We start from the raw sequence: 12,102 nt of genomic DNA, 5'->3' as shown, positions 1-12,102 counted from the left end.
GCGCTATGCGCCGCCTTCGGCAGCCTGCTCGGCCAGGATCGGCGCGGCCAGGGCGAAGGCGTGGTTGGCCGCGGGCACGCCGCAATAGATCGCGGCCTGCAGCAGCACTTCCTTGATCTCGTCGGCGCTGACGCCGTTGTTGCGCGCGGCGCGCACGTGCAGCTTGAATTCTTCGTCGTGGCCGCGCGCCACCATCATCGCCAGGGTCAGCAGCGAGCGCGTGTGCCGCGGCAGGCCCTCGCGGGTCCACACCGTGCCCCAGGCGGTGCGGGTGATGAACTCCTGGAATTCCTCGGTGAACGGCGTGCGTGCGGCCAGCGAGCGGTCGACGTGGGCATCGCCGAGCACCGCGCGGCGCACCTGCAGGCCGGCGGCGTAGCGTTCGTTCTCGTGCATCGGGGCGACTCCTGAAACGTGGGGAAAAGCGGGCGCTGACTACTGCAGCAGGAAGCGCAGCAGCGCGTCGTTGAAGGCGTGCGGCGACTCGACATTGCACAGGTGGCGGCCGTGCACCTCGGCGCACTCGCCGTTCGCCACCTGCGCGGCGATGGCCTGCAGATCGGCCGGCGGGCACACCGGGTCGTCATGGCCGGCCACGGCCAGCACCGGCACGCGGATCTCGCCCAGGCGCGCGCGGAAGTCGGCCTCGGCCAGCGCCTGGCAGCAGCCGATGTAGGCCTGCGCATCGGTGGCGCGGAAACTCTCCAGGATCGCCTCGACGGTCGCCGGCTGCGCCTCGGCGAAGGCCGCGGTGAACCAGCGCGTGCGGGTGCCGTCGCACAGCGGCGCCAGGCCCTCGGCGCGCACTTGCTCGATGCGCGCCTGCCAGCTCTCGGCGCTGCCGATTTTGGCCGCGGTAGCGCACAGGGCGAGGCTGAGCAGGCGCTCGCCCGCGTGCAGGCCCAGCCACTGCCCGGTCAGCCCGCCGATCGACAGGCCGCAGAAATGGCTGCGCTCGATCGACAGCGCATCCCAGAGCGCCGCCACGTCGCCGCCGAGGTCGGCGATGGCATAGGGCGCCGGCGGGGTGGTGGACGCGCCATGGCCGCGACGGTCGTAGCGCAGCACGCGGAAGTGCGGCGACAGCGCGGCGATCTGCGCATCCCACATGTGCAGGTCGGTGCCGAGCGAGTTGCACAGGGTCAGCCACGGACGGCCTTCGCTGCCGTCGATGCGGTAATGCAGACGATGCGTGGGCAGGTCGAGGATGGGCATGGGCGGCGCTCGCAGGGAAGTGGAAGGGGCCACGGCGGCACGGAACCGCGCGGCACCGACAAGTCTAGAACGTGTCGCCGACACTGCGGCAGACAGGCACGGCGCGGCGCCTCACCCGCGCGACTGCGCGGCGAGCACGCGCTCGATCCACACCGCGGCCATGCCGCGCCAGCTGTCGCTGGCGAACAGCGCATCCAGTTGCGCCGGCGCCAGCACCGCGGTCACCTGCGGCTCCTCGGCCAGCACCGCGCGCAAATGCTGCTGCGTGGCCAGCGCACGACGCACCGCCGTTTCCACCAGCGCATGCGCGGCGGCCTTGCCCAGGTGCGCGGCCAGGGTCACCGCCACCGCCTCGGCGTAGAGCAGGCCGCCGTGGCTGTCCAGATGCGCGGCCATGCGCGCGCGGTCCAGTTCCAGGCCCTCGGCCAGCACCCGCACCTGCGCCAGGCTGCCGGCGCTCAGACGCACCAGTTCCGGCAGAGTCTCCCATTCGGCATGCCAGCCGCCGACCGCGCGCTCGTGTTCCTGCGGCAACGCCGCGAACAGGGTCGCGAGCAGGCCGGGCGCGCGCGTGGCCGCGGCGATCGCGACCACGCAGCCGACCGGATTGCGCTTGTGCGGCATCGCCGAGGAGCCGCCCTTGCCCGCCGCCGCCGGCTCGAACGCCTCGGCCACTTCCGACTGCATCAGCAGGGCGACGTCGCGACCGATCTTGCCGAGGCTGCCGGCGAGCAGCGCGAACGCCGCGCCGATCTCGCCGATCCGGTCGCGCGCCGCGTGCCAGGGCAGCGCCGGCAACGGCAGGCGCAACTCCGCCGCCAGCGCCTCGGCGACCGCCAGGCCCTGCGACTGCAGCGCGGCCAGCGTGCCGGCGGCGCCGCCAAACTGCAGCACCAGGGCGTCCTCGCGCAGCGCCTGCAGGCGCCGGCGGCTGCGCTGCAGCGCGTCCAGCCAGCCGGCAGCCTTCAGTCCGAAGGTCACCGGCACCGCCTGCTGCAACAGGGTGCGCCCGGGCAGGCCGGTGTCGCGCTCGCGCTGCGCCAGTGCCGCCAACGCCGTGCACAGCGCGTCCAGTTGCGCTTCCACATGGTCGAGCGCGGCACGCAGCTGCAGCACCGCGCCGCTGTCGATGATGTCCTGGCTGGTCGCGCCCCAGTGCACCCAGCGCGCGGCGTCTTCATCGGCGGCGGCGACCTGCGCGGTGAGCGCCTTGACCAGCGGGATCGCCGGATTGCCGGCCAACGCGGTGGCGGCGGCCAGCGCCGGCAGGTCGTAGCGCGCGGCATCGCAGGCGGCGGCGATCGGCGCCACCGCGTCGGCCGGGATCACGCCGCAGCGTGCCTGCGCGCGCGCCAGCGCCGCTTCCACGTCGAGCATGGCCTGCAGGCGGGCGCGGTCGTCGAACAGCGCATCGACGGCCGGATCGCCGAACAGCGGACGCAACAGGGACTCGGAGACGCTCATCGGTTCGTAGGCGGTGGAGGGATCATGCAGCGTAACCGCTGCGGCCTGTGCGGGATGTCGCCGCGCTCAGTAGCGAAAGAACACGGTCTCGTGCTCGCCCTGCATGCGCACGTCCCACTGGTAGCGATGCGCCGCCAGCGGTTGCGCGACCAGGGTGGCGCGGCGCTCGGCCGGCACCTGCGCCAGGATCGCGTCGCCGTCCAGGTCGTCGTCGCCGAAGTACAGCCGTGTCGGCGCGGCGCGCAGCAGGCCGCGCATGAACACCAGCACCACCAGGTGCGGCGCCTGCAGGCCCTTGGGCCCGGCGACGCGCCCGGGCTTGATCGTGCGAAACGCGAAGCGGCCCTGCGCGTCGGTCGGTACCCGGCCCCAGCCGTGGAAGGCCGGATCGTGTTCGCCGCGGCGCGGATCGGCGGCATGGTCGTAGATGCCGGCGGCATCGGCCTGCCAGATCTCCAGCAGCGCATCGCCGACCGGCACGCCGTTGCCGTCGAAGACGCTGCCGACGATCTCCACGTGGGTGCCCTGCGCCTGCGCCGGCGCGATCTCGGTGCGGTACAGCGGCTCCAGCCCAATGCGGTAGTAGGGGCCGACCGTCTGCGAAGGGGTTGCCTGGAAACTCATCGCCTCACTCCCAAGGGGTCTGCTTGCGTCCGCGCAGGACGATGTCGAAACGGTATCCCAGCGCGAACTCGTTGGCGGTGGTCTCCCAGTCGAACGCGGAGACCATGCGCTCGCGCGCCTTGGGGTCCTCCACGCAGTTGAAGATCGGGTCGAACGCCAGCAGCGGGTCGCCAGGGAAATACATCTGCGTGACCAGGCGCTGGCCGATGCCGTCGCCGTGCAGCGAGAAATGGATGTGCGCCGGGCGCCAGGCGTTGTAGTGGTTGCGCCACGGATAGGCGCCGGGCTTGATGGTGGTGAAGCGGTAGCGGCCGTGGTCGTCGGTCAGCACCTGACCGGTACCGGTGAAGTTGGGATCCAGCGGCGCATCGTGCTGGTCGCCGGCGTGCAGGTAGCGGCCGGCGGCGTTGCACTGCCACACCTCGACCACGCTGTTGCGCACCGGCTTGCCGTTCTCGTCGAGCAGGCGCCCGCTGACGATGATGCGCTCGCCCAGCGGCGCACCGGGGAAACCGGCGGTGAGATCGGCGGCGTGTTCGCCGAGGGTGGTGCGGTCCAGGGTCGGGCCGGTGGCTTCGGACAGGGTCAGCGGGATCGCGATCGGGTCGCGGGTCGGGCCGCGTGCGCCGGTGGAGGCGTAGGGCGGGTGCAAATAGGCCGGCTGCGTCCCGGGGTACGGGCGCCGATAGCCGAGCAGGGGATCGATGGGGGTGTCGTCGCGCATCGTGCGGTCTCGCTGGCTCCACGCGGAGCCGGTTGGCTGGAAGGATGATGCAGGCGTGCGGGGCGCAGCGTCGATGGGGCGAGCGGCTACAGCCGCTCGATCGCCAGCGCCACGCCCTGGCCGACGCCGATGCACATGGTCGCCAGGCCGCGGCGGCCACCGCTGGCCTCGAGCTGGCGCAGCAGGGTCAGGGCGAGGCGCGCACCGCTCATGCCCAGCGGATGGCCGAGCGCGATCGCGCCGCCGTTGGCGTTGACGTGCGCGGCATCGTCGGCGACGCCGAGTTCGCGCAGGCAGGCCAGGCCCTGCGCGGCGAAGGCTTCGTTGAGTTCGATCGCATCGAAGTCGCCGATGGACAGCCCCAGCCGCGCCAGCAGCTTGCGCGTGGCCGGCACCGGGCCGATGCCCATGTAGGCCGGCTCCACGCCGGCGCTGGCGAAGCCCAGCACGCGTGCGCGCGGCGTCAGGCCCAGCGCCTGCACCTGCGCGTCGCTGGCCAGCAGCAGCGCGGCGGCACCATCGTTGATGCCCGAGGCATTGCCGGCAGTGACCGTGCCAGGCTGGCGGAAGATCGGCTTGAGCCTGGCCAGCGCCTCGAGTGTGGTGTCGGCGCGCGGATGCTCGTCGATGCGGACCTCGACGGTCTCGCCGCGCTTCCTTCCCGGGGCGGTCACCGGCACGATCTCGCCGTCGAAGAAGCCGGCGGCCTGCGCGGCGGCGGTGCGATGCTGGCTGCGCAGGGCGAAGGCGTCCTGGTCCTCGCGCGAGATGCCGTAGCGTGCGGCCACGTTCTCGGCGGTCTCGCCCATCAGCTCCACGCCATACAGTTGCTGCAGCTTCGGATTGACGAAGCGCCAGCCCATGGTGGTGTCTTCGAGCTGCTGGTTTCGGGCGAAGGCGCTGTCGGCCTTGCCCATCACCCACGGCGCGCGCGACATCGACTCGACGCCGCCGGCGATGGCCAGGCCCAGCTCGCCGGCGCGGATGCCGCGCGCGACGGTGCCGATCGCATCAAGGCCGGAACCGCACAGGCGGTTGACCGTGCTGCCCGGCACGCTGAACGGCAGGCCCGCCAACAGCAGGCTCATGCGCGCGACGTTGCGGTTGTCCTCGCCGGCCTGGTTGGCGCAGCCCAGGTAGACGTCGTCGAGTTGCGCCGGATCCAGCTGCGGCTGCCGCGCCAGCAGCGTCTGTAGCGGCACGGCGCCGAGGTCGTCCGCGCGTACCCCGGCCAGGGCGCCGCCGTAGCGGCCGATCGGCGTGCGAATGCCGTCGATGATGTAGGCCTCGCTCATGCCGCCTCCGTGGAATCGGCCAGGGTCAGCGCCAGCCCGGTGGCCTGGCGCAGGTCGTCCAGGCTCACGCCCGGGACCAGTTCGAGCACGCGCGCGCCGTCCGGCCCCAGCGCGAACACGCCCAGGTCGGTGTACACCCGCGACACGCAGCGCAGCCCGGTCAACGGATAGCTGCACGCGTCGACCAGCTTGGGTTCGCCGCGCTTGGTCAGCAGTTCCATCATCACGTAGACCTGCTTGGCGCCGATCGCCAGATCCATCGCACCGCCGACCGCGGGGATCGCATCGGCCGCGCCGGTGCTCCAGTTGGCCAGGTCGCCGTGCACCGACACCTGGAACGCGCCGAGCACGCACACGTCCAGGCGCCCGCTGCGCATCATCGCGAACGAGTCGGCGTGGTGGAAATAGCAGCCGCCGGTCAGCAGCGTCACCGGCTGCTTGCCGGCGTTGATCAGGTCCAGGTCCTCCTGCCCCGGCGGCGGCGCCGGCCCCATGCCGAGCAGGCCGTTCTCGCTGTGCAGGAAGATCTCCTTGTCCGCCGGCAGGAAGTTGGCCACCGCGGTCGGCAGGCCGATGCCCAGGTTGACGTAGGCGCCCTCGGGGATGTCGCGCGCCACCCGTGCGGCCAGCGCGTTGCGGTCGATGCCGCGCCCGGTCAATGCGTGCATGCGCCCTCCTGTGCGGTGGCCACCGCCACCACGCGTTGCACGAAGATGCCCGGCGTCACCACCGCTTCCGGGTCCAGCGCGCCGAGTTCCACCACTTGCTCTACCTGCACGATCGCGCAGGTCGCGGCCATCGCCATCAGCGGGCCGAAGTTGCGCGCGGTCTTGCGGTACACCAGGTTGCCCCAGCGGTCGCCGTGATGCGCCTTGATCAGCGCGAAGTCGGCGCGGATCGGATACTCCAGCACGTAGTGGCGGCCGTCGATCTCGCGGGTCTCCTTGCCGGCGGCCAGCTCGGTGCCGTAGCCGGTCGGGGTGAAGATCGCGCCCAGGCCATTGCCGGCCGCATGGATGCGCGCGGCCAGGTTGCCCTGCGGCACCAGTTCCAGTTCCAGCTCGCCGGCGCGGTAGGCCGCGTCGAAGTGCTGCGAGTCGCTCTGCCGCGGGAACGAGCACACGATCTTGCGCACGCGCTTGTGCTTGATCAGCGCAGCCAGCCCGGTCTCGCCGTTGCCGGCGTTGTTGTTGACGATGGTGAGTTCGCGCGCGCCCTGCGCGATCAGCGCATCGATCAGCGCATCGGGCATGCCCGCGGTGCCGAAGCCGCCGATCATCACCGTGGCGCCATCGTGGATGTCGACCACCGCCGCAGCGCACGAGTCCAGGGTCTTGTCGATCATCGGCGCCGCTCCGCCGTCGCCGGCCAGGGGCGCAGCGCACAGGGGCGCAGGCGCATTACGGGGTCTGCCACGACATCCTCCTCCAGGTCGCTTCGGGAGGCCACGTTAGGCCCGCTCCGGCGGGCGGTCAATCCGATTATCGGATGCATAGTTCGATAAACGAACAATTTAACGCCATGGCAACGGCGCGCCGGTCCTGCTCTGTTGTATACATTCCGCCGTCGCCCCGCATCGGGCGACGGCGCGATGGCATTGCGCATTCGCCATCGGCCCGCAACACGCAAGGATCTTCCCCAGCCTGTTGTATACACAATCGAGGTCGCCGCCATGCAGTCGTCCGCTCCGGCATTTCCGCTCAATGCCTGGTACGCCATCGCCTGGGATCACGAGGTCAAGCACGCGCTGCTGCCGCGCAAGGTGTGCAATCTGGACCTCGTGCTGTACCGCACCAGCAGCGGCCGCGTCGCCGCGCTCGAGGACGCCTGCTGGCACCGCCTGGTGCCGCTGTCGATGGGCCGGCTGCGCGGCGACGACGTGGTCTGCGGCTACCACGGCCTGGTCTACGACGCGAACGGGCGCTGCGTGCACATGCCCTCGCAGGACACGATCAATCCGTCCGCCTGCGTGCGCCGCTTCCCTACCGTGGAACGGCACCGCTACGTCTGGGTATGGCCGGGCGATGCGGCGCTGGCCGATCCCGCACTGGTGCCGGACCTGCACTGGAACGACGACCCGGCCTGGGCCGGCGACGGCCGCACCATCCACGTCAAGTGCGACTACCGGCTGGTGCTGGACAACCTGATGGACCTGACCCACGAGACCTTCGTGCACGGCTCCAGCATCGGCCAGGACGAGGTCGCCGAGGCGCCGTTCGACGTGGTCCACGGCGAACGCAGCACGGTGGTGTCGCGCTGGATGCTGGACATCGACCCGCCGCCGTTCTGGGCCTGGCAGATCGAACACGCGCACGGCTACCGCGGCAAGGTCGACCGCTGGCAGATCATTCGCTTCGAGGCGCCCTGCACCATCGCCATCGACGTCGGCGTGGCGGTGGCCGGCAGCGGCGCGCCGCAGGGCGATCGCTCGCGCGGGGTCAACGGCTACGTGCTCAACACCATCACCCCGGAAACCGACCGTACCTGCCACTACTTCTGGGCGTTCGTGCGCAACCACTCGCTGCACGAGCAATCGATCACCACGCGCCTGCGCGACGGCGTCACCGGCGTGTTCGGCGAGGACGAACTGGTGCTGGAAGCGCAACAACGCGCCATCGACGCGCATCCGGACCATGTGTTCTACAACCTCAACGTCGATGCCGGCGGCATGTGGGCGCGGCGGCTGATCGAACGCATGGTCGCCGCCGAGCAGCGCAGCCAGGACCTGCAGCTGCGCATGGTCGGATGAACCGCCGCCAGGATCCAGGAGCCATCGCCATGTCCGCCGCGCATCCGTTCCGCTCCAGTGCCGCGCAGACCACCCGCGCCCTGCTGGAAGTGCGCGAGCTGATCCTGGCCGGCGCCCTGCCCGCCGGCGAACGCCTGTCCGAGGTCGCCCTGGTGGAGCGGCTGGGCGTCTCGCGCACGCCGGTGCGCGCCGCCCTGCAGCGACTGGCCGAGGAAGGCCTGGTGCAGCCGCTGCGTGGCGGCGGCTACGCGGTGCAGGCGTTCGACGAAGCGGACGTGGACGACGCCATCGAACTGCGCGGCACCCTGGAAGGCCTGGCCGCGCGCCGCGCCGCCGAGCGCGGCGCCGAGCCGGCCTTGCTGGCGCGGGCGCAGGCGTTGCTGGCGCAGATCGACGCCGTCCTGGCGACGCGACCGCTGAGCGAGGATGCCTTTGCCCGCTATGTGGACTGCAATGCGCAGTGGCACGCCTTGCTGTTCGAGATGGCCGGCAGTGCGCTGCTCTCGCGCGAGTTCGCGCGCGTCGCGCAACTGCCGTTCGCCTCGCCCAGCAGCTTCGTGCTCGAGCGCGGCCAGGCCGCCACCGTGCTGTCGATCGCGCAGGACCAGCACCGCCAGGTGCTGGATGCGATCGTGCGCCGCGAAGGCGCACGCGCCGAAGCCTTGATGCGCGAACACGCGCGGCTGGCGCAGCGCAACGCGCACCACGCCCTGCACGACCAGAACGCACTGGGACAGATTCCCGGCAGCCGCCTGCTGCGGCGCCGTCCGCCCGCCTGATTGCGGCGTACGCCGCCTTCCCGCCTCCCCTTCCCGCCTGCCGGATCCCGCCATGCGCAAAGACACCCAGTGGACCACCGCCCGCATCGTCGCCGTCGCCACGCCGTGCCAGGACGTGCGCGAGATCGTGCTCGATCCGGGCCCCGCCAGCCGCCCGTTCACCGTGGGCAGCCATCTCGACGTGCGCGTGCGCATCGGTGACGCCTGGCACGAGCGCTCCTACTCGCTGGTCGGCGAGCCGGCCGCCGACGGCCACTACCGCATCGCGGTGCGCGCAGTGCCGGACAGCCGCGGCGGTTCGCGTGCGATGTGGGCGCTGGCGCCGGGTGATCAATTGGAAGTTTCCTCGCCCAACAACCACTTCGCGCTGGACGAGACCGCCGAGCACATCGTGCTGGTCGCCGGCGGCATCGGCATCACCCCGATCCTGGGCATGGCGCAGCGGCTGGCACGCGGGCGCATCCCGTTCCAGGTGCTCTACGCCGGCCGCAGCCGTGCGAGCATGGCCTATCTGGAGCATTTGCAGGACCTGCTCGGCGAGCGCCTGCAGCTGTTCTGCCCGGAGCATCTCGGCCAGCTCGAGCTGGCGGCGCACATCGCGCAATGGCCGCGCAACGCCGACGTCTACGCCTGCGGGCCGCTGCCGCTGCTGGACGAACTGCGGCAACGCTGGCGCGACGACGGCCGCGCCCGCGCGCGCCTGCACTTCGAGACCTTCGGCAACAGCGGCAACGCGCCGGCGCAGCCGTTCGTGGTGCAGGTGCCGGCGCTGGGCAAGACCGTGCAGGTGGCCGAGAACGAATCGCTGCTGGACGCGCTGAGCGCGGCCGGCGTGGAAGTCATGGCCGACTGTCGCCGCGGCGAATGCGGCCTGTGCGTGGTCGAAGTGCTGGATGCGGCCGCCCCGCTGGACCACCGCGACGTGTTCCTCAGCGACGAACAGCGCCACAGCAACCGCAAGCTGTGCGCCTGCGTCTCGCGTGCGCTCGGCGGCAGCGTCAGCATCGACACGGGCTACCGCGCCGACGCGTTCTGACGCCTGCGCGCATCCCCCTCTCAGCGCGCAGGCGCCGTCCACCCGGGTGGACGACGCCTGCCGGCGATCAACGCGCGCGACGCGACCTCACTTGGTCGCCGCGTCCCAATGCTCCTGGATCTTGCCGTTCTGGATGCGGAACATGTCGAACCAGGTGGTGGTGTAGGTCTTGCTGGCGTCCTTGGGATCGGGCAGCGTGCGCACCGACACCAGGGTCACGTAGTCGCCCTCGGCCAGGATCGCGACCAGGGGCAACTGGACGCGCGGCTGGATCGGCGTCGGCTTGACGAAGGAGGTCAGGAACGCCAGGAACGCATCGCGGCCATTGGCCACGTTGGGGTTGTGCTGGATGTAGTCCTTGGCCATGTACATCGGCGCATATTCGGTGTGCCCGGCTTCGAACACGATGCGCCAGAAGTCGTAGACCAGGCGCTTGTTGGCGGTGGTGCGCCAGTCCTCGCCATGCAGCAGCTGTTCGTGGTTGGGATTGGCGGTGACCGCGGTCTGCGCGAACGCGGACGCGGCGGGAAGCGCAAGCAGCAGCGCCAGCAGACAGGCCTGAAAACGGATCTTCATGGAAGACGCTCCGATGGGGGAACAGGGGGAATGCGCGATGACGCCGCGCTGCCGCGATGCGCGGCAACGAGCGCACCGGCGCGGCTGCAGCGTAGCAACGTGCAGCCCTTGCGCAATCCAGAAAACCGCGAAAAATCGGCGGATTTACCGGCTTTTTTCCTGGTCTGGGAGAATCGCCACAGTTACCTCGATATCAGAAATGGCGCGGTAACACGCACCTGAAGGTTCGCGTGCAGTGCATGGCGCCGCGATGTGTTGGCGCTCTGCACCCTCATCCATCGGCGCGCTTGATCGCCGTCATCGATCACAATGATCGACGACTCTCCTGTCTAGGTGGGGATTCGGAATTCGGGATTGGAAGAATGCGGAGAAGGACACGATCGACGTGCGCAGGGGACCTTGGGGCGCGGCTTTGCCAATCCCTAATCCCGACTCACCAATCCCCGCTCTAAACCGCCAACGGCAGCCCCGCGTAATTCTCGGCAATGGTCGCGCGACCGGCGGCGCTGCCAAGCAGGTAGTCCAACTCCGCATCGTGCAGGCGGCGGCTGAACGCGTCCTCGTCCGGGAAGCGATGCAGCATCGTGGTCATCCACCAGGAGAAGCGCTCGGCCTTCCACACGCGTTGCAGCGCCAGTTCCGAATAGCGCTGCAGCGGCGCCTCGCTGCGCTCCTGCTGCGCCTGCGCGAACAGGTGCGCGAGCAGGCCGACATCGCCGGCCGCCAAGTTCAACCCCTTGGCGCCGGTCGGCGGCACGATGTGCGCGGCATCGCCGGCCAGGAACAGGCGGCCGTACTGCATGGGCTCGGCGACGTAGCTGCGCAGCGGCGCGATGCTCTTCTCCAGCGACGGGCCGGTGACCAGCGCCTGCGCCACGTCGTCGGGCAGGCGCCGGCGCAATTCGTCCCAGAAGCGATCGTCCGACCAGTCCTCCACCCGCTCTTCCGCCGCCACCTGCACGTAGTAACGGGTGCGGGTGGGCGAGCGCATGCTGCACAGGGCGAAGCCGCGTGCGTTGCGCGCATAGATCAGTTCGTCTGCCACCGGCGGGGTGTCGGCCAGCACGCCCAGCCAGCCGAACGGATAGACCCGCTCGTACACGCGCAGCACCTCGGCCGGGATCGCGCGGCGGCTGACCCCGTGGAAACCATCGCAGCCGACCACGTAGTCGCAATCCAGGCGCTGCGTGGCGCCCTCCTGCACGAAACTCAGCCAAGGCTGCGGCCCGTCGATGTCGTGCAGCTGCACGTCCTCGACGGAATAGAGCGTGGTGGCCCCGGCGGCACGGCGTGCGTCCATCAGGTCGCGGGTCACTTCGGTCTGGCCGTAGACGGTGACCGCACGGCCACCGGTCGCCGCGCTCAGCTCGATGCGTTCGCGCCGCTGCTCCAGCGCCAGCTCGAAGCCATGGTGGACGATGCCTTCGCGCTGCATGCGCGCGCCGGCACCGGCGGCGCACAGCAGGTCGGCGGTGCCCTGCTCCAGCACACCGGCGCGGATGCGCGACAGCACGTGCTCGGGCGTCTGCCGCTCGACGATGACGGTGTCGATGCCGTGGCCGTGCAGCAACTGCCCGAGCAGCAGTCCGGCCGGGCCGGCACCGACGATGGCGACCTGGGTACGCATGCGTCCTCCGCAG

General features: G+C 70.8%; 14 protein-coding genes. 4 read left to right on the top strand and 10 right to left on the bottom strand.

The features are described from left to right. Positions 1-3 precede the first annotated feature (3 nt). From pcaC to AC1PLR_RS01490, 8 genes are all read right to left on the bottom strand, one after another. Positions 4-396: a 4-carboxymuconolactone decarboxylase gene (gene pcaC, locus AC1PLR_RS01525; RefSeq protein WP_019799518.1), complete on the bottom strand. Its 393-nt coding sequence runs from the start codon at positions 394-396 to the stop codon at positions 4-6. Positions 397-435: 39 nt separating this feature from the next. Then, positions 436-1,215, bottom strand: coding sequence for a 3-oxoadipate enol-lactonase (gene pcaD / locus AC1PLR_RS01520; RefSeq protein WP_481102435.1), 780 nt, complete (start codon positions 1,213-1,215; stop codon positions 436-438). 111 nt (positions 1,216-1,326) lie between these two features. Then, positions 1,327-2,679 carry a 3-carboxy-cis,cis-muconate cycloisomerase gene (locus AC1PLR_RS01515; protein WP_481102434.1) on the bottom strand — a complete coding sequence of 451 codons (1,353 nt, stop codon included), beginning with the start codon at positions 2,677-2,679 and terminating at the stop codon, positions 1,327-1,329. Between the two features lie 66 nt (positions 2,680-2,745). Continuing rightward, positions 2,746-3,303, bottom strand: a complete 558-nt coding sequence (pcaG, locus tag AC1PLR_RS01510) for a protocatechuate 3,4-dioxygenase subunit alpha (protein ID WP_481102433.1) — start codon at positions 3,301-3,303, stop codon at positions 2,746-2,748. Between the two features lie 4 nt (positions 3,304-3,307). Further along, entirely contained in the window at positions 3,308-4,027 is a 720-nt protein-coding gene (gene pcaH, locus AC1PLR_RS01505) for a protocatechuate 3,4-dioxygenase subunit beta (RefSeq protein WP_017908147.1), read from the bottom strand. Positions 4,028-4,113: 86 nt separating this feature from the next. Continuing rightward, positions 4,114-5,322 carry a 3-oxoadipyl-CoA thiolase gene (gene pcaF / locus AC1PLR_RS01500; protein ID WP_481102432.1) on the bottom strand — a complete coding sequence of 403 codons (1,209 nt, stop codon included), beginning with the start codon at positions 5,320-5,322 and terminating at the stop codon, positions 4,114-4,116. Continuing rightward, positions 5,319-5,990 (bottom strand): 3-oxoacid CoA-transferase subunit B, encoded by a 672-nt coding sequence (locus AC1PLR_RS01495; protein ID WP_481102431.1) that lies wholly within the window; start codon positions 5,988-5,990, stop codon positions 5,319-5,321. Before AC1PLR_RS01495 ends, pcaF begins: the two co-directional genes overlap by 4 nt. Continuing rightward, positions 5,978-6,667, bottom strand: a complete 690-nt coding sequence (locus AC1PLR_RS01490) for a 3-oxoacid CoA-transferase subunit A (RefSeq protein WP_481102430.1) — start codon at positions 6,665-6,667, stop codon at positions 5,978-5,980. Before AC1PLR_RS01490 ends, AC1PLR_RS01495 begins: the two co-directional genes overlap by 13 nt. A gap of 327 nt (positions 6,668-6,994) precedes the next feature. Between AC1PLR_RS01490 and AC1PLR_RS01485 the strand changes: the two genes are divergently transcribed. From AC1PLR_RS01485 to AC1PLR_RS01475, 3 genes are read left to right on the top strand one after another with little or no spacing between them, the layout of a single operon-like run. Continuing rightward, positions 6,995-8,071: an aromatic ring-hydroxylating dioxygenase subunit alpha gene (locus tag AC1PLR_RS01485; RefSeq protein WP_481102429.1), complete on the top strand. Its 1,077-nt coding sequence runs from the start codon at positions 6,995-6,997 to the stop codon at positions 8,069-8,071. A 29-nt stretch (positions 8,072-8,100) separates the two neighbouring features. Then, on the top strand, positions 8,101-8,850 hold the full coding sequence (locus AC1PLR_RS01480; protein WP_420008594.1) for a GntR family transcriptional regulator: 750 nt from the start codon (positions 8,101-8,103) through the stop codon (positions 8,848-8,850). Positions 8,851-8,902: 52 nt separating this feature from the next. Beyond that, a complete protein-coding gene (locus AC1PLR_RS01475; RefSeq protein WP_481102428.1) occupies positions 8,903-9,886 on the top strand; it encodes a PDR/VanB family oxidoreductase in 984 nt (327 codons plus the stop codon). Positions 9,887-9,973: 87 nt separating this feature from the next. Here AC1PLR_RS01475 and AC1PLR_RS01470 read toward each other — a convergent pair whose 3' ends face one another. Then, a complete protein-coding gene (locus AC1PLR_RS01470) occupies positions 9,974-10,462 on the bottom strand; it encodes a nuclear transport factor 2 family protein (protein ID WP_420008592.1) in 489 nt (162 codons plus the stop codon). Between the two features lie 30 nt (positions 10,463-10,492). Between AC1PLR_RS01470 and AC1PLR_RS01465 the strand changes: the two genes are divergently transcribed. Beyond that, entirely contained in the window at positions 10,493-10,684 is a 192-nt protein-coding gene (locus AC1PLR_RS01465) for a hypothetical protein (protein ID WP_481102427.1), read from the top strand. Between the two features lie 226 nt (positions 10,685-10,910). On the opposite strand, the gene pobA is transcribed toward AC1PLR_RS01465, so the two are convergent. Next, positions 10,911-12,089 (bottom strand): 4-hydroxybenzoate 3-monooxygenase, encoded by a 1,179-nt coding sequence (gene pobA / locus AC1PLR_RS01460; protein ID WP_481102426.1) that lies wholly within the window; start codon positions 12,087-12,089, stop codon positions 10,911-10,913. Between the last annotated feature and the right edge of the window lie 13 nt (positions 12,090-12,102).

Source organism: Xanthomonas sp. NCPPB 3570, from assembly GCF_056725115.1.
Note: the sequence above shows the minus strand (reverse complement) of the source record. Positions and strands in the feature narration are given on the sequence as shown.